Annotated in this window: 15 protein-coding genes and 4 pseudogenes; 11 read left to right on the forward strand and 8 right to left on the reverse strand. The window is 43.7% G+C overall.

Annotated features, from left to right (window positions below):
• Positions 1-182: 182 nt before the first annotated feature.
• A complete protein-coding gene (locus LEPTO7376_RS18710; protein ID WP_041764121.1) occupies positions 183-749 on the forward strand; it encodes an IS982 family transposase in 567 nt (188 codons plus the stop codon).
• Here LEPTO7376_RS18710 and LEPTO7376_RS18715 read toward each other — a convergent pair.
• Positions 721-1,263, reverse strand: a pseudogene (locus LEPTO7376_RS18715) (IS630 family transposase); the annotation flags it as partial. The gene LEPTO7376_RS18710 and the pseudogene LEPTO7376_RS18715 sit on opposite strands and share 29 nt — an antisense overlap.
• Before the next feature lie 63 nt (positions 1,264-1,326).
• On the opposite strand from LEPTO7376_RS18715, the gene LEPTO7376_RS25965 reads away from it, so the two are divergent.
• From LEPTO7376_RS25965 to LEPTO7376_RS18745, 6 genes and pseudogenes are all read left to right on the forward strand, one after another.
• Positions 1,327-2,051 (forward strand): IS1 family transposase gene (locus LEPTO7376_RS25965; RefSeq protein WP_315861535.1). Its coding sequence is split into 2 segments (ribosomal slippage): positions 1,327-1,651 and positions 1,651-2,051, totalling 726 coding nucleotides; the frame shifts between segments, so codons are not numbered across the junction.
• A gap of 1,300 nt (positions 2,052-3,351) precedes the next feature.
• On the forward strand, positions 3,352-13,635 hold the full coding sequence (locus tag LEPTO7376_RS18730) for a pre-peptidase C-terminal domain-containing protein (protein ID WP_015135667.1): 10,284 nt from the start codon (positions 3,352-3,354) through the stop codon (positions 13,633-13,635).
• A 66-nt stretch (positions 13,636-13,701) separates the two neighbouring features.
• A pseudogene (locus LEPTO7376_RS25140) lies at positions 13,702-13,839 on the forward strand (nucleotidyltransferase family protein); the annotation flags it as partial.
• 190 nt (positions 13,840-14,029) lie between these two features.
• Positions 14,030-14,852, forward strand: a protein-coding gene (locus tag LEPTO7376_RS23910; RefSeq protein WP_225901127.1) for an IS5 family transposase whose coding sequence is annotated in 2 segments (ribosomal slippage) — positions 14,030-14,424 and positions 14,423-14,852 — 825 coding nt in all. Because the reading frame shifts where the segments join, the coding sequence is not laid out codon by codon here.
• Positions 14,853-14,870: 18 nt separating this feature from the next.
• Positions 14,871-15,153, forward strand: a pseudogene (locus tag LEPTO7376_RS26600) (IS1 family transposase); the annotation flags it as partial.
• A complete protein-coding gene (locus LEPTO7376_RS18745; RefSeq protein WP_216700258.1) occupies positions 15,104-15,304 on the forward strand; it encodes a nucleotidyltransferase in 201 nt (66 codons plus the stop codon). The pseudogene LEPTO7376_RS26600 and the gene LEPTO7376_RS18745, both read left to right, overlap by 50 nt.
• A 41-nt stretch (positions 15,305-15,345) precedes the next feature.
• Here the strand turns inward: LEPTO7376_RS18745 and LEPTO7376_RS18750 are convergent, their stop codons facing one another.
• The 5 genes and pseudogenes from LEPTO7376_RS18750 to LEPTO7376_RS29240 form a co-directional block, all read right to left on the reverse strand.
• A complete protein-coding gene (locus LEPTO7376_RS18750; RefSeq protein ID WP_015135669.1) occupies positions 15,346-15,924 on the reverse strand; it encodes a Uma2 family endonuclease in 579 nt (192 codons plus the stop codon).
• Between the two features lie 109 nt (positions 15,925-16,033).
• Positions 16,034-17,152 carry a phage integrase gene (locus LEPTO7376_RS18755; RefSeq protein WP_015135670.1) on the reverse strand — a complete coding sequence of 373 codons (1,119 nt, stop codon included), beginning with the start codon at positions 17,150-17,152 and terminating at the stop codon, positions 16,034-16,036.
• Positions 17,153-17,572: 420 nt separating this feature from the next.
• The gene (locus LEPTO7376_RS18760; RefSeq protein ID WP_015135671.1) at positions 17,573-17,806 is read right to left on the reverse strand and encodes a hypothetical protein; all 234 of its coding nucleotides are present in this window, start codon (positions 17,804-17,806) and stop codon (positions 17,573-17,575) included.
• Positions 17,806-18,234, reverse strand: a complete 429-nt coding sequence (locus tag LEPTO7376_RS18765) for a hypothetical protein (protein WP_015135672.1) — start codon at positions 18,232-18,234, stop codon at positions 17,806-17,808. Before LEPTO7376_RS18765 ends, LEPTO7376_RS18760 begins: the two co-directional genes overlap by 1 nt.
• Positions 18,235-18,498: 264 nt before the next feature.
• A pseudogene (locus LEPTO7376_RS29240) lies at positions 18,499-19,370 on the reverse strand (IS630 family transposase).
• A 124-nt stretch (positions 19,371-19,494) separates the two neighbouring features.
• On the opposite strand from LEPTO7376_RS29240, the gene LEPTO7376_RS18780 reads away from it, so the two are divergent.
• From LEPTO7376_RS18780 to LEPTO7376_RS18795, 4 genes are all read left to right on the forward strand, one after another.
• On the forward strand, positions 19,495-20,313 hold the full coding sequence (locus LEPTO7376_RS18780; protein ID WP_015135586.1) for an IS6 family transposase: 819 nt from the start codon (positions 19,495-19,497) through the stop codon (positions 20,311-20,313).
• 88 nt (positions 20,314-20,401) lie between these two features.
• Positions 20,402-20,908: a TonB-dependent siderophore receptor gene (locus tag LEPTO7376_RS18785; protein WP_225901128.1), complete on the forward strand. Its 507-nt coding sequence runs from the start codon at positions 20,402-20,404 to the stop codon at positions 20,906-20,908.
• Between the two features lie 265 nt (positions 20,909-21,173).
• Positions 21,174-21,593 (forward strand): XisH family protein, encoded by a 420-nt coding sequence (locus LEPTO7376_RS18790; RefSeq protein WP_015135674.1) that lies wholly within the window; start codon positions 21,174-21,176, stop codon positions 21,591-21,593.
• A complete protein-coding gene (locus LEPTO7376_RS18795) occupies positions 21,581-21,916 on the forward strand; it encodes a XisI protein (protein WP_015135675.1) in 336 nt (111 codons plus the stop codon). The genes LEPTO7376_RS18790 and LEPTO7376_RS18795 overlap by 13 nt, the downstream gene beginning before the upstream one ends.
• A gap of 106 nt (positions 21,917-22,022) precedes the next feature.
• On the opposite strand, the gene LEPTO7376_RS18800 is transcribed toward LEPTO7376_RS18795, so the two are convergent.
• Both LEPTO7376_RS18800 and LEPTO7376_RS18805 read right to left on the reverse strand, forming a co-directional pair.
• Positions 22,023-22,292, reverse strand: coding sequence for a hypothetical protein (locus LEPTO7376_RS18800; RefSeq protein WP_160148515.1), 270 nt, complete (start codon positions 22,290-22,292; stop codon positions 22,023-22,025).
• A 21-nt stretch (positions 22,293-22,313) separates the two neighbouring features.
• Positions 22,314-23,132 carry an IS6 family transposase gene (locus LEPTO7376_RS18805; RefSeq protein ID WP_015135678.1) on the reverse strand — a complete coding sequence of 273 codons (819 nt, stop codon included), beginning with the start codon at positions 23,130-23,132 and terminating at the stop codon, positions 22,314-22,316.
• Positions 23,133-23,766 lie beyond the last annotated feature (634 nt).

Consider the following 23,766-nt stretch of genomic DNA (forward strand, 5'->3'; position numbering starts at 1 on the left):
TGGACATTTCGAGGATGTAACAAACCCTAATACGTATATCTCTTATGTATGAACTACCACCATACTGACTGGAGGTTTGAGTAATACGTGAGAACAAAGTATTCAAACGTGAGTTCGGGATAAGGAAGAAAAGGAGAAAGTGCATATTGTGGAAGTTGATAAGCAGTCCACCACTTTCTCCCATGACTAGTCCAGAGCTTTTGTTTTGTGCTGTTGATGATTTCTGCCAAGTCTTTGAACCTCAATGGCAACAACAATTACTGGCCTCGAAACAAAACCGACGATGTCGTCCCGGAAGTCTGAGTTTAAGCGAAATAATGACGATATTGATTGCTTTTCATCAATCTCACTATCGTAATTTCAAATATTTCTATCTCATCAATGTGCGTCATTACTGGCGAGGAGCGTTTCCACGAGCCGTGAGTTACCAACGTTTTGTGGAATGGATGCCTTCGACATTAGTACCTCTATGTGTCTACCTACAGTACTGTTATGGCCAATGCACAGGTATCAGCTTTATTGATGCCACCAGTATCAAGGTTTGTCACAATCGCCGTATCTCTCAACATCGTGTTTTTGATCGCCATGCTGCTCGAGGGAAAACCTCTGTGGGTTGGTTCTTTGGCTTCAAACTACATCTGGTCATCAATGACCGTGGAGAATTACTCAATGTGAAAGTCACACCTGGCAACACTGATGATATAGAGAGCAAGGAGTGGGTTAAGACACAGAGCGAAAAGCGACTCTGATGGTATTGAACAAATCATCAGTCTCCTTGATGAGTTTGCTGACCTCCTTCTTTAACCTCCCCCAAAACTTCTCTATCCTGTTCAGGTGTGGTGAGTAAGGTGGCAAAAACATCACTTCACATCCTGCCTTCGCCACCAACATTTGTATTCTTTCCTTTGGATGAAAACTCGCATTATCCAGAATAATAATTTGACCCGAAATCAACTCTGGCACTAAGCAATCCTCTACCCATTGGCAAACTAATGCGCTGTTGGCATAGCCCTCAAAGACCATCGGTGCTATCTGCTCTCCCTCTCGCCATCCTCCAATCACGCTAACTCGTTTTGTACGATGACCTAACTGCTCTGCTATAAATCTCTCTGACTTATGACAGTAGCCATACCCCTAATCCAAGGTATTCTCAAATCCACTTTCATCCATATATACGAATCGTTCTTGGACATACTGCTTCAGTTGTGCCACAAATGCTTTTTCTAATTCTTTATCTCTCTCCTGATATCGATAGGTCTTTTTGAGAGTTTCAAGTAAGTAACGTTGTAGGAAAATGGAGTGAGTCGTTTCCTTGGAATTCTCGCTATGACAATTCACTGCCCCCAATGTAATGCTCAAGACATCATCAAAAGTGGATTCGCTAAAAATCGTCAACGATTTAAGTGTAAGCAGTGTAATTATCAATTTACAAGCTTTTCTAAAGAACGAGGCAAGCCTCTCTGGATGAAATTAGAAGCTGTATTGATGTATATGAGTGGTATGTCCATGAATGCGACAGCCAAGATTCTCGGTGTATCAGCTCAATCAGTGCTCAATTGGGTAAGAGATTTCGGTGAAGCCAATTATGAAAAGCCCACTCCTGAGTCTGCTGTCGTGGTGGAGCTAGATGAGCTATGGCATTTTATCCAAGAGAAAAAAACAAACTTTGGGTCTGGAAAGCATATGACCGTAATACTGGGCGACTCATTGACTGGGAATTGGGAAGTCGTGATAGTCGAACTTTAGGTCATTTACTAGAGCGGTTATCGCAATGGCAAATCACTGTCTATTGCACCGATGATTGGAAACCCTATCAACAGCTATTAGAGAATCACCCAGATGCTTTTCATGTCATTAGTAAGAAAGAGACGGTAGCAATTGAGAGAAATAACTCGGACAATCGCCATTGGTTTGCACGGTTTCATCGCAGGACGAAGGTCGTCTCTAAATCAAAACACATGGTGGACTTGAGCATGGCACTGTTTGCGAAATTTAGAGTGAATGGAAGTATTGAGCTACTGCGCAATTGGCGTTTAACATTACTCTCTTGAAACTCTCAAATAGAGAATCTAGATAATGAGCGTATTCCTCCAGTAAAACCTTAATGATCAGTTTATTATTAGAATTACTGAAAAGATCCTGCGACAAATAAATAGTCCGTGTTTCTTTACCATATGCCCCTAGAGCATTGCTAATGGTTGAAGTATTAATAATTTGTATTTCTGGGAGAAGAATCTGAGCAGTTCTCCACTCTTCTCTCAATGACTCTAGTAACAAAAAGTCTAGACCCTTTCCGAAAACAAGCTGCATTTGAGCTTGAAAATCTAGGGAGAGAGAGAATTCCTGAAGAATATGAACAAATTCCGGGAAATCTTTAAGCTCTAAAGTCATTAATCAACCCTTTCAAATAACAACAAGCAAATATTGGACTACTACGTAAGTAAACAAGCTTGGTGTCATTTTAGAACCATATTTGGGAAGCACGAAGATATTAATCAAAAAAATAAGTGAAAACTATATTTCACTCATCATGACTTATTAATAAAATCGAAAGAATGATATCTCCTGTAAATTTTGATACTGAATATTAGCTTTCCTTGTAATGCCTTAACGCGATTAGACTCTTATTCCTAGATATCAATGGAGATCATTCCGGAATTAAATCAAAACAGACAGATACGAATTCGCTGCTTATTCAGGACAGGAAATGTCAAGGCTAGTGAGATCTTGGAAAATGCAGCCATACTCTTTAACGATCAACCTAAATATTGACAACGTCTGTCCGATAGACAGACTTCAAAACTTGGATCTTCAAGCTCTAGAGAAGTCTTCTCCAAAAGTTGGCTTGATGTTTTTTTGCAAGAAGATTAAGAAATGTGAATTAACGTGACTTGGTTTTTAAGCGCAGTAATCATCATCGATACACTTAAGTAAAATTACGCAGTATATATAGGGCTCATTTTTTGGGAGATTTGACTATGACTCTTGAGCGATAACGTTTCCCACAACTTATTCAGCTTCGAACAGAATTCGCTCTCTCGCCTGATTTTCAGATTCAAATGAAGGCGATTTTTAGTGAAGATATCGATATCAAAAGGCTGCAAGCAGATTGGCTGGCAGGAAATATTGTTTTTCCCAAGGTTATGACTACTGGCTTTGCAAGCATTTGAAATGGGCTCGAGGCTTATGGCACGCAAACAAAAAAATCTATTGATCCCAGACGCAAGTGCTGTTAATCAACAACATGTACCATAAAACAGGTTTTGCGTTATCTTGCCCTTTCCAACCCTTCTCTACAGAAAAATCAGCAATTCTTTGACTCAATTTATCCCCTAATAGTAGGTCCCTAGCATGCAAGATATTGCTGGTAATACGCTTAATACAGCTTTAGATATTCATATCCTAAGTTCTATTCCACAAGTTTTTGAAGATGAGGTAGGAGGCGAAGATCCCAGAGATTACTATCGTTTCGAGCTATCTGAAAATAGTGCTGTCACCCTTTTAGTGAGCGATCTAAGTCAGGATGTAACGCTTTTTCTTCGGAATAGTGACGGTAGTAGAGAAATCAGTCGTTCTGCCAATGCGGGTACGGTTAACGAGCAGATTGAATTAAACCTCAAACCAGATAGTTACTTTTTTTATGTGAGCCGTACAGGAAGTGGAGAAGCTACGCCTTACCGGTTAACAGCCCAGGCAACTTCTCTCGGCCCAACACCAATAGATAACGCTGGTGAAATTTTAGACAAGGCAAAAGATTTAGGTGTTCTAAATAGTGATGAAATTTCTATTAATGATTACATCGGTAATTTCGCAGGTCTTGTCAGAGACGCAATTGATTACTACAGGTTTGAACTAATTGAAAATAGCGAAGTTACTCTCACTCTAGGTGGATTAAGTGAAAACGTTTCATTCTCTTTGCTTAATGCCGATATCAGTGAAGAACTAACTCGTGCATTTAATCCAGATATCGAAGATAAAAATATTACTCGCAATCTTAAAGCAGGCATCTACTACCTACGCGTGAATCATAGCGGAGTTGGTACGCCTTATCAGTTAGAGGCTTCAGCAATATCTCTAGGGCCAACCCCAGTTGATACAGCGGGTGAAAACTTAGCAAAAGCCAGATCCTTAGGCGTTCTTAGTGAAACTAGCATCACTGTTGATGAGTATGTAGGAAATTTCAATAGCTTGACGCCCGACTCCAACGATCATTACACGTTTAAGCTGGCAGAAAATAGTACCGTTACGCTGAAGGTTAGCGGACTCACTGAAAATGCTTCACTGTTTTTGTACAACGGCGATCGCACTCAAGAACTCAACCGTTCAGTTAATGCTGAAAGTGCTGATGAACTGATCATTCGCAATCTAGCAGCAGGCCGCTATACGATTGTTGTTGACAGGAATAATAATGTTGGAACCCCTTACCAACTGGAAGCTTCTGCCGTCTCCCTAGGGCCAATGCCCCTTGATACAGCAGGTGAGACACTTTCAAGAGCTAGAAATTTGGGTGCTCTCAGCGAAAATGTCACTACCGTTAATGAGTTCGTAGGTGATTTTAATAGCCTCAACTCTGATCCTGATGATTATTTTACTTTTGAGCTAACTGAGAACAGTACCGTTGACCTTAAGCTAAGCGGACTCGGTGAAACGGCTTCGTTACTTCTCTACAATGTTGATCAATCTCAGCTACTGACTAATTCCTCAAATCCGGGGACTGATGATGAGCTAATTGTACGAAATCTCGCACCGGGCACTTATACGCTGAGAGTGAATAAAGGAACCAGTGCGGGGACGACTTATAAGTTAGAAGCTTCTGCCATTTCACTTGGCCCAACACCTACAGATGGTGCTGGCGAATCACTTGATAAAGCTCGCGATATAGGTGTGCTGAGCGAAGATGTCATTTCTATTGAAGACTTTTTGGGAGGATTCAATGGAATTACTTTTGATGTATTTGACGATTATCGATTCGAGCTGACTGAAAACAGCGCAGTAAGTCTCAGGGCAAAAGGACTCGATGGACGATCTTTTTTCTCTTTGAGAAATGCAGATGGAAGTAGAACTATTGAGCAGTCCAATCCTCCTGTTGGCACTGATGGCATTATTGAACGTAATTTGAAGGCTGGCACTTATTATCTTCGTCTCTTTAACAATACTTCCAATAATCCTAATGGCATTACATACACTTTAGAAGCATCGGCGACTTCTTTAGGGCCTATCCCCACGGATGAAGCAGGCGAGCAATTAGATCAAGCCAAGAATCTGAGGGTGCTGGACAGCAACAGTGTTGTTGTCAATGATTTTATTGGTGATTTCAATGGCCTTAGTCGCGACTCTATGGACTATTATCGGTTTGAGCTGACCGAAAGCAGCCAAGTAAACGTTAAGCTCAGTGGGCTTAGTGAATCGGCGGATATCCTAGTTGTTAATCGGAACTCTACGAAAACGCTTGCAGACTCAAGATCAGATCAGTCAGGAACTGACGATAAAGTTCTCACATTAGACCTATTACCTGAGGTTTATCACATCTATATCAGTCGGAATGCCAGTACTGGTGGGACGACTTATCAGTTAGAAACGTCTGCTAGTCCAGTAGAAATAACTGAACCTGGACCATTTGATGGAGCAACTGATATTGGTCAGTTAGGTGACTCTATAGTTACATTCAGTGATGCTATTGACCGTAACAACTTTGTTGATTACTACCGATTTGAATTAGCGGAGAACAGCGAAGTCGATATAACGCTTAGCGGTCTAGAAGCAAGTGCTGTGTTCTCTCTCTACAATCAAGATGGTGGTCAGGCAATAGCAAGTTCAGAAGAATCGGTTGACCGGAATATTAACCGTAACCTGAGATCAGGAACTTACTATATCGAAATTCGTAGTGGTTTCTTTGGTGGCGCCACAAGCTATCAATTAGAGGCGATCGCCACTTCCCTTGGCCCAATCCCCATTGATGCGGCTGGCAACACGTTCGATAAAGCCAAAGACTTAGGCACTCTCACAGAAACCAGCATCATTTCAGAGGATTTCATTGGTTACTTTAACGGTATCAGCCAAGACTTCAACGACAATTACCAGTTCAACCTAGCTGAAAATAGTACAGTCAACTTTACATTAAGCGAGCTAAGCGAAAATGCTTCGCTTGAGCTTTATAACGTTGATGGTAGTCAGTTATTACGCCAATCCAATAATGCAGGGAATGCAGACGAAGTCATTAGCCGCAACCTAAGAGCCGGCAATTATTTTCTCAAGGTCAGCAGTAATACGACTGGCACTACCTATCGATTGGAGTTATCGGCGATATCACTAGGGCCTCTCCCTGTTGATGGGGCGGGAGAAACGTTTGAGAAAGCTACTGACTTAGGTGTACTGAGTTCAGTAGGTTTAACGATTGAGGACTATATCGGGAATTTTGAGACGCTTAGTCTTGATGCCGATGATTATTATCGGTTTGAACTTATTGAAAATAGTGCAGTTAATCTAACCCTGAGTGGGCTTAGCAGTGCAGCTTCTCTCTATCTACATAACGCAGATGGCAGTACTGTCTTAAGGCAATCAAACAATCCAGGTAGCGATGACGAAGAAATTAACCGGAACCTAAAGGCTGGCAGCTACTATGTACGTGTTACAGGTAATGAAACGGCTTATCGGCTAGAGGCATCAGTCATCTCTTTAGGAGCAACTCCGCAGGATTTGGCAGGTGAGGAAATAGCGACCGCTAGAGACTTAGGTGTTCTCAGTGAAGCAGAAGCTTCCATTTCAGACTACATTGGCAATTTTAATACCCTTTTCAACGATTCTTTAGACTATTATCGGTTTGAGATTTCTGAAAATAGTGATGTCACACTAACGCTTGAGGGACTCAGTGAAAATGCCTCCCTTGATCTTTACAACGCTGATGGTAGCCGAGTACTGGCTGAGTCAAGAAATGCAGGTAGTGCAGATGAAGTTATTACCCGAAACCTGACAGCAGGAGCCTATTATTTACGAGTCTCGGGTGTGGGTACACCTTATGAACTCAAAGCATCTGCCACATCTCTCGGCCCTATTCCTACAGACAGTGCGGATAATACTTTTGATAAAGCCAAAGATTTAGGCATTGTTGGTGCAGAGGCTGTGACGCTCAATGACTTCATTGGCGACTTCAGTGGCCTCAGCTTAGACGACCAAGATTATTACAAGTTTGAGTTGGCTGAAAACAGTGCCTTGAACCTAAAGCTAAATGGGCTGAATGAAAATGCTACTCTCTATCTGTTCAATGGAGATAATAGCCAACAGCTGGCTATCTCGAATAGCGGAGACAATGGAGATCGAGTTATTGAGCGTAACTTAAGAGCTGGAATTTATTCCATTAGAGTTGTTAGCGGGAGTATTGGTACGCCCTATCAGTTAGAGGTTTCTGCGGCATCTTTAGGTCCTATTCCTGTTGATGGTGCAGGTGAAACCTTCGATAAGCCCAGAGAATTGGGTGTGTTAGGCGAAGAGGCAATCATCATTGATGACTATGCCGGAAGTTTTAACGGCTTGAGTTTTGATACTGGTGACTACTACAGGTTTCAACTTTCAGAAAACAGCAGTATCGAAATTGATCTAACGAATCTAGTTGAGCAAGCAGGTGTAAGACTCTACAACAGCGATGGAAGCCGAGTAATTGAATCAGCAATTGCAACAGCTGATAGCAATGGCAAAATTACTCAGAATTTGAGAGCAGGAAGTTACTTCCTCAATGTTGCGAGAAATAGTGAGACAGGCACACCCTATCAAATTGAGGTTAAGGCAAGCTCCTTGGGAGTTTATCAAGACAACGCTGGCAATACCTTAGCCGCAGCCAAAGACATTGGAGTTCTAGAGGATTCACGAACCTTTGAAGACTTCATTGGTAACTTTTTCGATCTCATTCAAGACGGTATCGATCTTTACAAGTTTGAATTTAAGGAAACCAGCACCCTCAGTTTGGCTTTAAACAAATTCACTGCTGAGACAAATACCTCTATCCAATTGCTAGATGAGCAAGGTAACTTCATTGAAAGCACAAATGGTAATACATTAAATGCGGCTCTGGGTGCAGGCATTTACTATTTCCAAATCCTACCCGGTTTTTTCGAAGGCACCCGCTATGCCATTACTGCTACGGGCGCACCCATACTAGATTTGGCAGGTAATACGCTCGGGCAGGCCAGAGATATTGGAAATCTTGATGGATCTCGCACCTTTACTGACTACATCGGTGATTTGGATCGGAATGACTTCTATCAGTTCGAGCTGGAATCTGACAGTAATGTGAATCTAGGCATTTCCCCTGAACTATTGGGAGAATCAGTCTCAATTAGATTGTTGGATCGCCAAGGCAATTTAGTCGACTCATCTAACGATACTATTGCCACGGATCTAGAGGCAGGCAGCTACTACGCTCAAGTGATTGGTGGCGATACCTATTACGATGTTTCATTTTCTGCTATTCCAGAAGCCGCAGGGCCATTCCAAATTGAGGCAGTAACTCCTGTAGAAGGCAGTAACGTAGGCCAGACCACCATCACTGTTCAGGGCAGTCAATTCACCTCGGCAGCACAGGTCAGCATTATCGATGCGACGGGCACAGAGTTTGTCGCTGACACAGTAAATATACAGAGTGAATCTTCTCTGACGGCAACTTTTAATCTGGTAGGGCTAGCCGAAGGTGCTTATGACGTAAAAGTCGTAGATGAGGCGGGTATAGCCACTGCGAATGATCTGTTTAATGTCATCACAGGTACGCCCGGTAAGCTAGATGTGTTTATCAGTGCGCCGAGTGCTTTGCGTCCCTGGAGTACAGGAGAAGTTGTTGTCACCTATCGCAACAGCGGTGACTCTGATATTACTGCGCCACTGCTGACGCTAAATGCGGAAGGGGCAAACTTTGAAGAAGATGGCGAGTATAGCGATGGGACAGTGCAGTTCCTGGCCATTAATAAAGAGGGCGATGCAGGTGTATTGCCGCCAGGAGCTACGGGTACATACACGGTAAAGTTTCAGCCTAATCCTGGAGTGAATAATATTGACTTTACGGTTAATTCGCTGGCTACGGGTGAAACAGTAGATTGGAATGCGATTGAAGAGAGTTCTCGCCCTGAGAATATTCCGGTGGAGACTTGGGATGTTATTTTCCAGAACTTTACGGATGAAGTGGGTGATTTGGCGGGTCAGTATGAAAAGGTGCTGGCGGAGAATGCGTCGCGCCTCAGTGAGCTGGGTGAGTATACCGGAGATGTGTCACGGTTGCTCTCGTTTGAGTTGCAGCAGGGTAATAGTCAGGCAATCTTTGAGCGATTTACAGAAGGCTCTTTTGGTCGGGGTTGGAACAATCCTTGGGATGTGACGGCGACGGCGAATGGTGAGGGCGATGTGGTAGTTGCCAATGGCGGCAGCTTACGCTTTTTTGAGCGGCAGGCGAATGGCAGCTATCGCGGGGATGATGGCGATGCGGCGACGCTGACTCAGGAAGGAGAGACGCTTCAACTACGTGAGGAAGATGGCACGGTTATTGCCTTTTTGGACAATGGCAAGCTGGCGGCAATTACCGATACCAATGGGAATGAGGTGGTTGCAGGTTACAGCGGCGATAACCTGACAACGCTCACCTACAGCAATGGTGATGTGGTGCGCTTTGCCTACAACGCAGCCGGGAAGGTGCGCGAGGTGACTGACCCCTTCGGGCAGAAGACGACGTATACCTACGACGCGGCGAATGAGCGGCTGCTGAGCGTGACTGACGAGAGCGGCACGGTGAGCTATACCTACGAAACAGAAGGGGCGAAGGCGAACGCGATTAAGTCGATTACCTTCCCGGATGGCACCCAGACGCTGTATGAGTATGACGACCAGGGCCGGGTGACAAAGGAGAGTCGCAACGGTGGCGAGGAAACGGTGACCTATACCTACGATTCGGCAGGTAAGGTGACAGTGACCGACGCGGAGGGCAATGCTGCGCAGCTCTTCCAGAATGCGGATGGGCAGGTGAGTCGCACGGTAGATGCGCTGGGGAGAATAACAGAATTTCGCTATGACGATGCTGGGAACTTGACTCGGATTGTGGCTCCGAATGGCGATGTTTCTACCTTTAACTACGACAGCCGTGGCAATTTGCTTAGCTCTACCGATCCGCTGGGGCAGCAGGTGTCGTTTACCTACGACAGTGAGTTTAATCAGATTCAAACCGTGCGCGATCAACGCGGGAATAGAATTAACTACAGCTATGACGATGCGGGCAATCTGGATGGGATTGTGTATGCGGTTGGCACTAGTGAAACCTATCAGTACAACGCGGATGGAGAAGTCACGACTTCGATTAATCGGCGTGGGCAGGCAATTAACTACAGCTACGATGAGCGCGGTTTGCTGACGAAGAAAGCGTTTGCTGATGGCACGGAAGCGACTTTTGAATATGATGAGCGCGGCAATCTGACGAAGGCAGTAGATTCGGATAGTAGCGTCACCTATGCCTACGACAGTGCGAATCGGTTGACGAAAGTGACCTATGGTACTGGACGCTTTCTGGAGTTTGACTACGATGCGGGCGGTCGCCGGAGCCGCATGGTGGATCAAGATGGCTTTACGACGAACTATCTGTATGACGAGGTGGGTCGGCTGAAGCAGTTGACCGATGAAGATGATGCGAATGTTATTACCTACAGCTATGACGAGATAGGTCGATTAGCGCGAGAAGATAATGGCAATGGCACATATACAACGTATGGCTATGACGCGGCGGGGCAGTTGCTGAGCATTGTTAACTATCAGCCGGATGGGGATATTAATTCTCGCTATGACTATACCTATGATGAGCTAGGTCAGCGGACAAGCATGACCACACTAGAGGGTAAGACTAACTATGGCTATGATGCGACGGGTCAGCTCACTTCTGTTGAATTGCCCAATGGAAGAGAGATTGTTTATGAGTATGATGCAGCGGGTAATCGGATTTCTGTGACGGATGATGGTGTGAGAACAAATTACGCCACGAATAATCTGAATCAATATACGACTGTTGGTGATGCTGTTTATACCTATGACACTGATGGCAATCTGATCTCTAAGGTTGATGGTGATGATACTTGGACGTATTCATACGATATTGAGAATCGGTTAGTTGGAGTGACGACGCCTGATGGGACTTGGGCGCATGAGTATGATGCTTTGGGAAATCGAATTGCGAGTATTGAAGGGGGCGATCGCACAGAATATCTGCTAGATCCTACGAGTTTAGTAGATGTAGTAGGAGAGTATAGTAGTACTAATTTTATCTCTTACACATACGGCATAGGGTTAGTGAATCAGGTCGGTATTGATGATATCGCCAAATACTATGACTCAGATGCGATTGGGTCTATCGTTGGATTGAGCGATTCAACTGGAGGATATGTCAACAAATATAGTTATCTACCGTTTGGGAGGACACTCAGTACAACAGAAGCTATTGCTAACTCTTTTGAATACGTAGGTCAATTTGGAGTGATGCATGAAAGCAATAGCATCAGCTTCATGAGAGCACGATTTTACAGTTTTGATGATGGGCGATTTATCAATCTTGACCCGGTTGGAATAAATGGCGGGGTCAATCTATATGCGTATACTAGCAACAATCCAATTCTATTTACGGATCCCCTAGGATTGCGGGCTTGTATCTCTTCAGACCAGAGACTTGTGATGCAATCGACTGGTGCGGGTCTCACTGCCGTAGCAGGTGCTGCAATTGGTGCTGGTATTGGTGGTTTAGTTGGTGCTGGTATTGGTTTTGCTATAAATCCTGCTCTGAGTCCGATTGGTGGGGGACTTGGAATAGGAATAGGTGGAATAATAGGTGGTGGTGTTGGTTCTGGTGTTGGTTCCGCAGTATTTGAGAAGATTGGACAAGCTGTTGATACCTACAATCAAGGCTGTGATGACCACGATCCAACACCTCCAGAAAACTCTAATCCAACAACCCCATCAGATTTGTCAGATCCCGGCACACCTTTTGGCCCTAACAACCCCAACACACCTTTTGGCCCTAACAACCCCAACACACCTTTTGGCCCTAACAACCCCAACACACCTTTTGGCCCTAACAACCCCAACACACCTTTTGGCCCTAACAACCCCAACACACCTCCTGGGTCTGATAATTTTAATCCCAATAATCCTAATAGCCCTTTCAATCCCAATAATCCTAATAGCCCTTTCAATCCCAATAATCCTAATAGCCCTTTCAATCCCAATAATCCTAATAGCCCTTTCAATCCGAGTGGTGAATCTAGTACTTCAGTTCGCCGATCCTCTGATCCCAACGATATCCTCGGCCCCGCTGGATTCGGCCCCCTCAACTACATCACCCCCGATCAAACCCTCCCCTACACCATCCGTTTCGAAAACCAAGCCAGCGCCACCGCGCCCGCCGTCTTCGTCACCATCACCCAAACCCTTGATGCTGACCTTGACCTTTCCACCTTTGAACTCGGCGACTTCGGCTTCGGCGACATCTACATCGACGTTCCCGAAGGCTTCCAAAACTACAGTCAACGCCTAGATCTCCGGGATACCCTCGGCGACTACGTAGACTTTGAAGCCAGCCTTAACAAAGAAACGGGTGAAGTCCTCTGGACACTCACCACCATCGACGACGAAACCGGAAACATCCCCGACGCTGTTGATGCTGGCTTCCTTCCACCCAACAACGAAACCCGCGACGGCGAGGGCTTCGTCAGCTACCGCATCAACGCCAAACCTGACCTGCCCACTGGCACCCGCCTAGACGCCGAAGCCAGCATCGTCTTCGACACCAACGAAGCGATCGAAACACCCCCCATCTTCAACACCCTAGATGTGGGCACCCCCAGCAGCCAAGTCACCGCCTTCTCCGGCACCGTCTTCCCCATCTTTGACGTTTCCTGGAGCGGCACCGACGACGGCAGTGGCATCGCCCACTACGACATTTATGTTTCTGTCGATGACGGCGATTACGAACTGTGGTTAGACGATACCACCGACACCACAGCCACCTACACAGGGGAAGCCGGACGCACCTATCGCTTCTATAGTGTGGCTAAAGACAACGTTGGCTACACCGAAGACGCGCCGATAACAGCAGATGCAACCACTACGCCAATTGACATCCCTGAAGTTGATCCTCTAACTGGGATGACGACAGAGGTTTATCGTTTTTATCGTAAAGATGCTGGGTCTCATTTATATACATCAGATCCTAATGAGATTGCTGTCTTCCGAGCTAATCCAGGAATTTTCACGGAAGAAGCAGGACCAGCTACTAATGGTGCAATATTTTTAGCGGGCAATGCTCCCAGTGATAGATTAAAAGCTGTTCGTCGTTTTTATAACAAGCAAACAAATGGGCATTTCTTTACCTCTGATACCAATGAAATTGCGGCGGTCCAAGCTAATCAAGTAGCCGCAGGTTTCTTCCGAGATGAAGGTATAGCTTTTTACGCTTTAGAGGACTCTATTCCAGACTTAGCAACGGATGTTTATAGATTCTCTAACATCGATACAGGCGCTCATTTCTTCACCAACTCCATTATCGAAAGAGATATTGTTATCGCGAATCAAGTGGCGGAAGGATTCTTCCGATTTGAAGGCGTCGGTTGGGAGGCGATCGCTTAGATGATGATGCTGTAATTGAATCGATAAACTCCTAATGGAGACTGATGTTCCATATCGAGAGGATAAGTGGTGGCGATCACCTCTGACCAAATACTTCAAACCTTAGCTCTACATCGCCCTGAACTAGAAAAAATAGGCGTTAAATCACTACGGTTATTTGGTTCTGCTGCTAGAGATGAAGCTAAGGATGATAGTGATATCGATTTTTGGCATTGCAGAATAGAGGTATGAATGGATGATGCTGACCCAATGAAATGTCCGGAATGTCAATTTAATCATATCCGTAAGAACGAAAAAAAAGGCAAACACAATCACATCTGTGTAGATTTGAGCTCTTGCAAAAGGGGTGAGAGTAGGTAAAAAAGAGGAAAGTATCAGAGCCATAGCGATAGAAATGCCAACTTACGAACAGCTCCAACATTTATCTCCAGAACAATTCAGGAGAGCCTGTGGAGTTAAGCTTCAGACCTTCAATCGTCTGGTAGAAGTCCTAGCAGAAGCTAAAGCAAAGCAAAAACCCGGTCGTCCCAGTGTTTTATCCCTGGAAAATCAGTTACTCCTCACCTTGGAATATCCGAGGGAATATCGCACTTATTTTCCTATCGCTCAATCATGGGGCATTCATGAATCAACAGTTTGTCGCATGGTGCAAAAAACAGAGAACACACTCATCAAAGAAACCGATTGCCACTTACCCGGCATGAAACAGCTCCATGGTTCAGAAGAGTTATCTCTAACAGTAGTGGTGATGGATGCCACAGAACAGGCGATTGAAAAGCCCAAAAAAACAACGTCTTTACTACTCAGGGAAAAAGAAACATCATTCCCTTAAAGCTCAAATAGTTATTGCTTGGCAGTGGGCACAGATTATCTGTTGTGACTGTGAGAAAGGTAGCACCCATGACTTCAAACTACTCAAAAAGAGTAGAGTGCATTTTCAGCAGGGACAACTCTGCCTTGCCGACGCCGGATATCAAGGTCTACACAAGCGGCATCAGCGGAGTCACACTCCTCACAAGAAGCCTAAAGGAGGAGAGTTGACTGCGGAACAGAAACAGGAGAATCAGCTCTTAGCAGCTCAAAGAATCATCATTGAGATGGTATTCAGAATGCTCAAAAGATTCCGCCTCTTATCCAGTCGATATCGTAACCGCCGTCGGAGATGGGGATTAAGACTCAATCTCATTGCTGGTCTTTACAATTTTGAATTGCTATAACCTTTTGCAAGAGGTCATTTCTTCTACGTCACAGATGGCTGGAAAGTGTATCCCATGTTTATACCGGATAGTGACTAGGTTGTCAGTAAGACCTACATGGCTCATGTGGAAGGGGAGAATATTCGATTGCGGCACTATCTCGCTCGACTTCATCGAAAGACTTGATGTTATTCAAAGTCTCTGGAAATGTTAGAGCATTCGATTCGATTGCTGATTCATGACCTCAAATTCGAGGATGTTCCTGTCTCCCAATGCTCATAGATTCATTCCTCTATTCTGCAATGCCCGATTTTTTAGTTGAATTTATCAATGAACCTTCCTTATTTGAAATATTTAAGCTGCGTTATTTCCTCAAAGGCTTATTTCAACGCAATATCGATTTAGGTTTAGAAGAGGCACTAAGAGAGCATTTACGAGAACCAGCTTTAAAAGATACGATTCATGCATTCTAGAGACTGCCAACTAACTCCAACTCAAACGGATCTACCCATATTTAGATTTTTAACCAATCGAATATATCAGTAATAGATAGCTGCCAATCTTCAAAGCCATCGACCATCATTATCGATTCTTTTGGTCTTCTTTCTATTGAATAAATTTGAGGTAGACCTGATGGTTGAAATACCGAAATCGACTTTGCTTGAGGATCAATTAACCATCCCAATTCTGTGCCTTGCTCTAAACAGAAAATGATTTTTTCCATCACTATTATGGCAGATTGATCTGGCGATAAAATCTCAATCGTCCAATCAGGGTGACGTTCAAAACGATCTGCAATTTCCCCATCTTCATCTTTAGGTAAATTTTCCCAACGAATGACTGCAATATCTGGCACTAGGGAGCGCTCAGCGAATGTACAACGTAGTTCCGTCAGAGCAAGAGCAATTTTTTTGTCCTCTGCAAATAAATCAATTTCCCGTGCCAAACGACTTTGGATACGACTATGTTTCCCTTTAGGCATCGGTTTTTGGGTGATAATTCCATCAATATATTCACTGGCAGGCTTAGTTTCTGGCATTGCCAAAAAATCATTCAGACTCAGATTTTTCTGTACCGTTGTCGTTACAACCATTGAGATATCACCAGTGCTGCACGTCTTTCAATTGTACTCATGTACTCAGAAAACCATTCAAAATAGTCGCCTCACTTGAATGATCAGTAGATGCAAAATAAAACCAGATTTAGTCAATCATGGGTGGTTTCGGTCTCGCCTCATTAAGTCGAATACTCTCATTAACCCGCACCACATCATCCTTCGTATACCAATGGTGATAAATCCTGAAATGCACATCTAGACTGTGACCCATCAACTTTGCCGCATCCACAGGCTTCACACCAAACTCCTTTGAACGCCGTGCATAACAATGACGCAGATGATAAGGAGGAAAACCCACTCCGTAACGCAGAAACTGTGTCGTTACTCGATGTCCAAGCGCATCATAATCGGGTGAACCTGACTTAGATGTGCTCCCACTCTGTTCAGATTTTCTCTTATTTTGTGGTGGACATAAATCCGCTTCCAGCTCGAAAAGCTCCACCCATTCTGGATAAAGTGGCGATACATGTCTTGGCCCTGTTTTCCCTTCACGGAGCCAGATAATGCCATCCTCCTCAAAATCAACAAAGAAGATTTCATGGGGTCTCAAACCGTAAGTTGCCAACATGCAATAAACCCAACGCCAAGAAGGATTAGGCAAGATACTGATTTTCTTCGCAATCGCCTTGTCCATGGGCAAAATACGAGGATTCAAACTCTTACTGCCATAGTCGCCTTTGTAGCGCTTTAGATCACAATTTAGACCTGCAAACTCTGCCAACTTAGACAAAGCCATCGTTGCTTTTTGCCGTTGTCTCGTCCCTGCTGGAATAATCAATAGAGTGTCCTTTAAGACCTTGGCTGATAACTTGCTTTGAGCTGGCAACTTACGAAAGATCTGGTCGTAACTAGTGCGGTAAGTCGTATGAGTTGAGGGCCGATCTGGACGACTTTGAAAATAGTCTTTTTTGAAACGCTCACACCATGCAGCGCATGTATAACAAGTAATCCTTGGATAAAGTGACCAGTCGAACTTGCCACTAGAAATCAACTCACCTAATTTAATTGCTTCTTCCTGTGCTCGTCTTAAGCCAATCTGATTCGCATTAATACCGAGAGAGATGCGTTGTTGAAAAGGAAACTTTTGTTTTGAGTCAGGTCTGGGAGGAAGAGTTGCACGCAAACATAACCTTTGTCCCTGCTTCTCAACGGCAACGCCGAGCTGAAGAGACTTTAAATGACTATTAACCTGTCCGAGATCCATATCTGACCAAGACTAGATCTAGACTAAAACCAACCGAAAATTGAGCGTACCGTACCAACCAAGTACTGATGTATTGTAAACCTTGCCCTGTATAGATTGCAAGTACAAACTTACTGAATGATATTTACTTCTAAAAAATCTTTTTTAACGAAGGAAGCAGTGCTTATGAGTCCCCTGCTCTAACCAACTGAGCTACCGAGCCGTGTTTTTTTACTGGTTATATTCGTTTTTCAAACAGAACCAATCGTAACCATTTCAAATAGGAATGTCAAGTTTGTTTCCTTGATTAATCCGAAACTGGGAAAATCACCTAGGACTTCTGTCCTCAGTTCCTTAATGAGAATGGAATCGTCATTGAGGCCACTATGGTGTGATTGGCCATACAAAGATATCACGACGCGCTCTGGAAACAAGGAAAGATTATTCCAGGGTATTTCTCACCAAAATCGAGGTGATTTGCAGTGCCAAAGCAACAAAGAAAGCAATCCATGCCGATTGGTTTTTCGCTTTGGTGGTGATCTTCGTTTCCAGTATCGCCAAATGCTTATCGAGTTTAGTCACGGAACCTCGCAAATGTTGGCATTCTTGCTGAGTCTCCTTTAGATCTTTTTCTAATCCAAGGATCGAATCCCTTAAAAAGTCGCTAGTATCCATTACACGCCCTCCACATCTAATAATTTTGCAGGTTGAATAAATAGAGAGATAGATGCCACCGCCCGGTCAGGCTTGATATTAATGCTGTGGTTCGCTCCCAAGATATTAAAAGGTGGTTCCCAAGGCACATCCTGACGACGTAAATCGAACCTCGTTTGCTCAATGCCACTGTAGAGAATCGAGATTTCAATGCCGTCATTATCAGTCGCCCCCGGCATCCATACCCAAACCGACATCAAGCGAAAATCAAAGGGTATCTCAGCAAAACTAATCGCTTTGGTCTCACCCTGCGATATCGCTCCTGTCCTAACGAGAAAACCCTCATGTACCCTGGGTAGATTTAAGAGTTGCTGTCGTCGTTCATAAGCAGCAAAAGACTTACTCGCAGTGATAAAACTATCTGGATTCAATGCAAAAGAATCAAACATCACAGAAGACCGGGAGGATAATTACTTGAATTTCCAGAACTATTCCCGCCACCTTGAACATTACCGGGTGTTGCTGGACTGGTGGATACACAACATTGGAGCTGACTTTCTCGAATAGCTCGACGGTGTAACCATTCACCGATAGATCCGCATAGCGATAACGACTGGCTAACTTAATCTCAATCTGCCTTTGAGGTAGAGGGTCACTCTGTAGATCGATTCTGTCAGAGTTGAGTTGTCAAAATATAGCAGCGAAGGAGAAGGTTAGGACATAGAACAGAAGGCTATTCTGATGGCATCGAACAAATCCTCAGTCTTCTTGATGAGCTTACTTACCTCCTTCTTTAACCTCCCCCAAAACTTCTCTATCTTGTTCAGGTGTGGTGAGTAGGGTGGCAAAAATATCACTTCACATCCTGCCTTCGCCACCAATGTTTGTATTCTTTCCTTTGGATGAACACTGGCATTATCCAGAATAATAATTTGACCCGGAATCAACTCTGGCACTAAGCAATCCTCTACCCATTGGCAAACTAAGGCGCTGTTGGCATAGCCCTCAAATACCATCGGTGCTATCTGCTCTCCCTCTCGCCATCCTCCAATCACGCTAACTCGTTCTATACGATGACCTAACTTCTCTGCGATAAACCTCTCTGACTTATGGCAGTAGCCATACCCATAATCTAAGGTATTATCAAATCCACTTTCATCGATATATACGAGTCGTTCTTGGACATACTGCTTCAGTTGTGCCACAAATGCTTTTTCTAATTCTTTATCTCTCTCTTGATATCGATAGGTCTTTTTTTTCGAGTAAATTCAATTTTCCGTAGAGCTTCACGTCTGGATGCATCACTAATAGACTCTGGCCATTTCTCCGCCATTTCCTTCTGGGTTAGATGCCCATATTTCTCTGCAAAAGCACGAAAAGCATCTAGATCATTAATCTTCGGTTGAGGGCCTCGACGGTAATCTGTCTTCGGAGCGACTGAACCGATTTTCTCTCGTCGTTTCAGCCACAGGTCTAGCGTATTTCGGCTAATACCAAAGAAGCGACAGATATCACTTTTTCGTTCACCTTTATCGAAGGCGGCAACAGCTTTTAGGCGTAAATCAAGACTATGGGGAGCAGGCATGGCATCTATGTTTATTGCTTCTATCCTATTCTGTCTTAACCCACTCCTTGCCTGCTATATAGGTTTGAATGTGGCCGTCTGATATTGTTTGAGTCAACTTAAACCATCGCTCTCAAACCGTTCTATGGACTGCCCTCATTGTGACTCGACAAGATTTTCAGTCCTACAACGAAAGACTAACCTTGGTTACGATCGCTTTCAGTGTAAAACTTGCCATCGCACCTATAACGAGCGCACTGCAACACCTTTCAATTTCATTGAAGTGCCTACAGACATCGTCTTTGAAGTTCTATTCTGTCGAATCAGATATAAACTCAGCTATCGCGATGTCGCTGAATTCTATTTGCTTCGTGGATTTCAATTCAGCCATGAAACTGTTCGGGACTGGGAGGAGCGTTTCCTGCCTTATTTCACCGAACACATTCGAGAAAAACGACGAGGAAAAATAGGGCAAGTCTGGTTTGTTGATGAAACTTATGTCCAAGTTTCTGGGCGATGGTGCTATCTATACCGTGGCATTGATCAAGATGGCAATCTTGTGGATGTGAGGCTCTCTGATAAACGGGACATGGCAGGGACTAAAGCCTTTTTTGAAATGGCCAGAGAGATATCAGGGGAAAGTCCCGAGCAAGTCTTTACTGATGGTCTTAAGTCATACCCCAGAGCCATTGATGAAGAATTAGGAAAAGAGGTGGAGCATCAAGTGATTGGCTGTCAGGGTAATCCAGTGGAGCAAAGTCATCGTGGCCAGAAAGACCGATATTATCCGACTCTTGGATTTGGAGCCTTGGAATCAGCCCAGAGATTCTGTCAGGCTTTTGATGAGGTGAATAATGTTCTGAGACCTCGTCGTCAAATGGGAGAAGTAGTGTCTTCGTCTGAACGAAGAGATAGGTTTCTCCAAAGAATCGAAGCATTACACAGCATTTTCAATGCCGCTTAACAACAGGCTTATCGAAGAAAAATGATGTTTCGTCTTGGATGCCAACTTGGCTACCCAATCCTGACATTTTCCAAAAAATAATGTGGCCGTGCCTGATCCAAACAACTTTCTTTTTTCTGTAGCTTCAGGAGAACAGCGATCGCGGGGTATTGAGTTGGATGTCATTGGTAGAGTGAGTGATGGCTTTAATATTGTGGCGAATTACGCCTATATTGACGGCGAAATCACAGAAGATAACGCAGATGCCGGAGGAAACAGCGATAAAGGCAACAAACTGTTTAATGTGCCAGAACACAACGCTAACCTCTGGGCTACATATGAGATCCAAAAGGGTCCTCTTACTGGTTTAACAATTGGGGGAGGAGTAAATGTGGTCAGCGAGCGTTTTGGCGACAATGCTAATTCTTTCCTACTCGATGGCTATGTTTTAGCTAATGCCCTAATTGCCTATGAAAAGGATGATTGGCGAGCAGCTTTAAATTTCCGCAACCTTTTTGATGTTGACTACATTGAAGGAACTGGGAACAGCCGAAATAGTGAAATTAATCCAGGTGAAGGATTTACTGTTATTGGCTCACTATCTGTAGAGTTTTAAATCAAATCCAAAACAGTAGCCAGATTTGTAGAAGCGGCAGGACAAATTACTTCTATAAATTTGGCTACTGTTTTGTCAGAACAGGCAAAATCACACAATCTCGATTCAATCTATTTGCGCCTAAGTCCTAAAGGCATAAAAAAAACTTTAAGGTTTTCCCCATCCGGCTCCAATACGAGTTTGATATCAGCATCAAATTTTTGCCCTGGATAGAATGATTAGAGAGGATAATGATCAAACTCTCTTTACTTCAATAAGAAGCTCTATGCCAGCCCGCGATTACTACCATGAAACAGTCTGCAAAGCACTAGAGAAAGACGGCTGGCAAATTACTCATGACCCTTACCGTCTTAAGCTTACCCGTCGAAGGAATCTATACATTGACCTAGGCGCAGAACAACTCATTGCCGCAGAAAAAGATATTCAGAAAATTGCTATCGAAGTCAAAAGTTTCCGCAGTGCCTCCGAGATGAAGGATTTAGAAGAAGCTGTGGGTCAGTTTGTTTTATACGAAAGATTGCTCAAACGCTATGAACCAGATCGTAAACTGTATTTAGCCGTATCAGACGACGTACAACAATCTATTTTCGAAGAAGAGGCCGGACAAGTACTACTGGAAGACCAAATCATTCGCTTAGTTACCTTCAATATTAATCAAGAGGCAATTACCCGATGGATAACTTAAAACAACTAAAGCAAGCCGCTATCCAGGTACTACAGGACTATTACGACTTTCTCGGTCAAGACCCAGATAGTGAACTACAACTAATCATCGACGAGAACAATAATCACTATCTACTATTAGAAACTGGGTGGTATAAAAATCAACGCATCTATGGAAGCTTAATTCATATTGATCTACTCAAAGGAAAAATTTGGATTCAGAACGACAGTACTGAAGAGGGTATAGCCAACGAACTCGTCAAACTTGGTATCCCTCCAGAACAAATTGTTTTAGCTTTTAAAAGCATCGAGCGTAGAAAAATTACGGATTTTGCTGTGGCATAACGATAAAATATTTAACTCTCAAAAAAAATTAACGTTTCCGGTAAAAATAAACCAGTACCTCTAAAATCAACAACTCGATATTCATTAGGTATCCCACGACCGAGCATTATTGTTCTAATAAAACCTCGTAACCACTGGCGACCATTCCAAAAATCACTGAATCTCCTAATTGAAACTTTGAAGATCGTTGACCCTGCCCTACTAAGCATAAAAAAGATTGGCTGGAAAAACTAAACAAACTATCCATACGCTTAGTAGGGCAGGGTGTAAACTGCTTGCCAACCTCTTGTTTTATAAGCTTTTCAGTGGCTAAAAGCTTCTGAGTTGAAAATGTCAGGATTGGGTAGCCAAGTTGGCATCCAAGACGAAACATCATTTTTCTTCGATAAGCCTGTTGTTAAGCGGCATTGAAAATGCTGTGTAATGCTTCGATTCTTTGGAGAAACCTATCTCTTCGTTCAGACGAAGACACTACTTCTCCCATTTGACGACGAGGTCTCAGAACATTATTCACCTCATCAAAAGCCTGACAGAATCTCTGGGCTGATTCCAAGGCTCCAAATCCAAGAGTCGGATAATATCGGTCTTTCTGGCCACGATGACTTTGTTCCACTGGATTACCCTGACAGCCAATCACTTGATGCTCCACCTCTTTTCCTAATTCTTCATCAATGGCTCTGGGGTATGACTTAAGACCATCAGTAAAGACTTGCTCGGGACTTTCCCCTGATATCTCTCTGGCCATTTCAAAAAAGGCTTTAGTCCCTGCCATGTCCCGTTTATCAGAGAGCCTCACATCCACAAGATTGCCATCTTGATCAATGCCACGGTATAGATAGCACCATCGCCCAGAAACTTTGACATAAGTTTCATCAACAAACCAGACTTGCCCTATTTTTCCTCGTCGTTTTTCTCGAATGTGTTCGGTGAAATAAGGCAGGAAACGCTCCTCCCAGTCCCGAACAGTTTCATGGCTGAATTGAAATCCACGAAGCAAATAGAATTCAGCGACATCGCGATAGCTGAGTTTATATCTGATTCGACAGAATAGAACTTCAAAGACGATGTCTGTAGGCACTTCAATGAAATTGAAAGGTGTTGCAGTGCGCTCGTTATAGGTGCGATGGCAAGTTTTACACTGAAAGCGATCGTAACCAAGGTTAGTCTTTCGTTGTAGGACTGAAAATCTTGTCGAGTCACAATGAGGGCAGTCCATAGAACGGTTTGAGAGCGATGGTTTAAGTTAACTCAAACAATATCAGACGGTCACATTCAAACCTATTTTGACAACTCAACTCTGACAGAATCTTTTTTGTGGCTTTGGCGCTGCAAATCACCTCGATTTTGGTGAGAAATACCCTGGAATAATCTTTCCTTGTTTCCAGAGCGCGTCGTGATATCTTTGTATGGCCAATCACACCATAGTGGCCTCAATGACGATTCCATTCTCATTAAGGAACTGAGGACAGAAGTCCTAGGTGATTTTCCCAGTTTCGGATTAATCAAGGAAACAAACTTGACATTCCTATTTGAAATGGTTACGACTGGTTCTGTTTGAAAAACGAATATAACCAGTAAAAAAACACGGCTCGGTAGCTCAGTTGGTTAGAGCAGGGGACTCATAAGCTCTTGCCCCGCTCGAAAAGTATTTATCACAATCAAATTCCGTCAGTAAGTTTGTACTCAAAACCGATGCAATACAAGAGGTTTGATGTATTTGTACTTAGTTGGTTGAGTTCGTTCGATATGCGACTTTTGTTTGTCTAGATTTTGTCTAGACGGTTAATCGCTTTTAAGCAGCTTGATATTCGAAGTTCCTTAATGCTGGATGGTTGCACTATTCGGATAGA

Source organism: [Leptolyngbya] sp. PCC 7376, from assembly GCF_000316605.1.
Classification (GTDB): Bacteria; Cyanobacteriota; Cyanobacteriia; order Cyanobacteriales; family MRBY01; genus MRBY01.

Coding starts and splice junctions, on each gene's coding strand:
- LEPTO7376_RS18760 (WP_015135671.1), bottom strand. CDS start 17,806: ATGGATACTAGCGACTTTTTAAGGGATTCGATCCTTGGATTAGAAAAA.
- LEPTO7376_RS18755 (WP_015135670.1), bottom strand. CDS start 17,152: ATGGATCTCGGACAGGTTAATAGTCATTTAAAGTCTCTTCAGCTCGGC.
- LEPTO7376_RS18710 (WP_041764121.1), top strand. CDS start 183: ATGACTAGTCCAGAGCTTTTGTTTTGTGCTGTTGATGATTTCTGCCAA.
- LEPTO7376_RS18805 (WP_015135678.1), bottom strand. CDS start 23,132: ATGGACTGCCCTCATTGTGACTCGACAAGATTTTCAGTCCTACAACGA.
- LEPTO7376_RS18790 (WP_015135674.1), top strand. CDS start 21,174: ATGCCAGCCCGCGATTACTACCATGAAACAGTCTGCAAAGCACTAGAG.
- LEPTO7376_RS18745 (WP_216700258.1), top strand. CDS start 15,104: ATGCTCATAGATTCATTCCTCTATTCTGCAATGCCCGATTTTTTAGTT.
- LEPTO7376_RS18730 (WP_015135667.1), top strand. CDS start 3,352: ATGCAAGATATTGCTGGTAATACGCTTAATACAGCTTTAGATATTCAT.
- LEPTO7376_RS18795 (WP_015135675.1), top strand. CDS start 21,581: ATGGATAACTTAAAACAACTAAAGCAAGCCGCTATCCAGGTACTACAG.
- LEPTO7376_RS18780 (WP_015135586.1), top strand. CDS start 19,495: ATGGACTGCCCTCATTGTGACTCGACAAGATTTTCAGTCCTACAACGA.
- LEPTO7376_RS18800 (WP_160148515.1), bottom strand. CDS start 22,292: ATGATGTTTCGTCTTGGATGCCAACTTGGCTACCCAATCCTGACATTT.
- LEPTO7376_RS18765 (WP_015135672.1), bottom strand. CDS start 18,234: ATGTTTGATTCTTTTGCATTGAATCCAGATAGTTTTATCACTGCGAGT.
- LEPTO7376_RS18750 (WP_015135669.1), bottom strand. CDS start 15,924: ATGGTTGTAACGACAACGGTACAGAAAAATCTGAGTCTGAATGATTTT.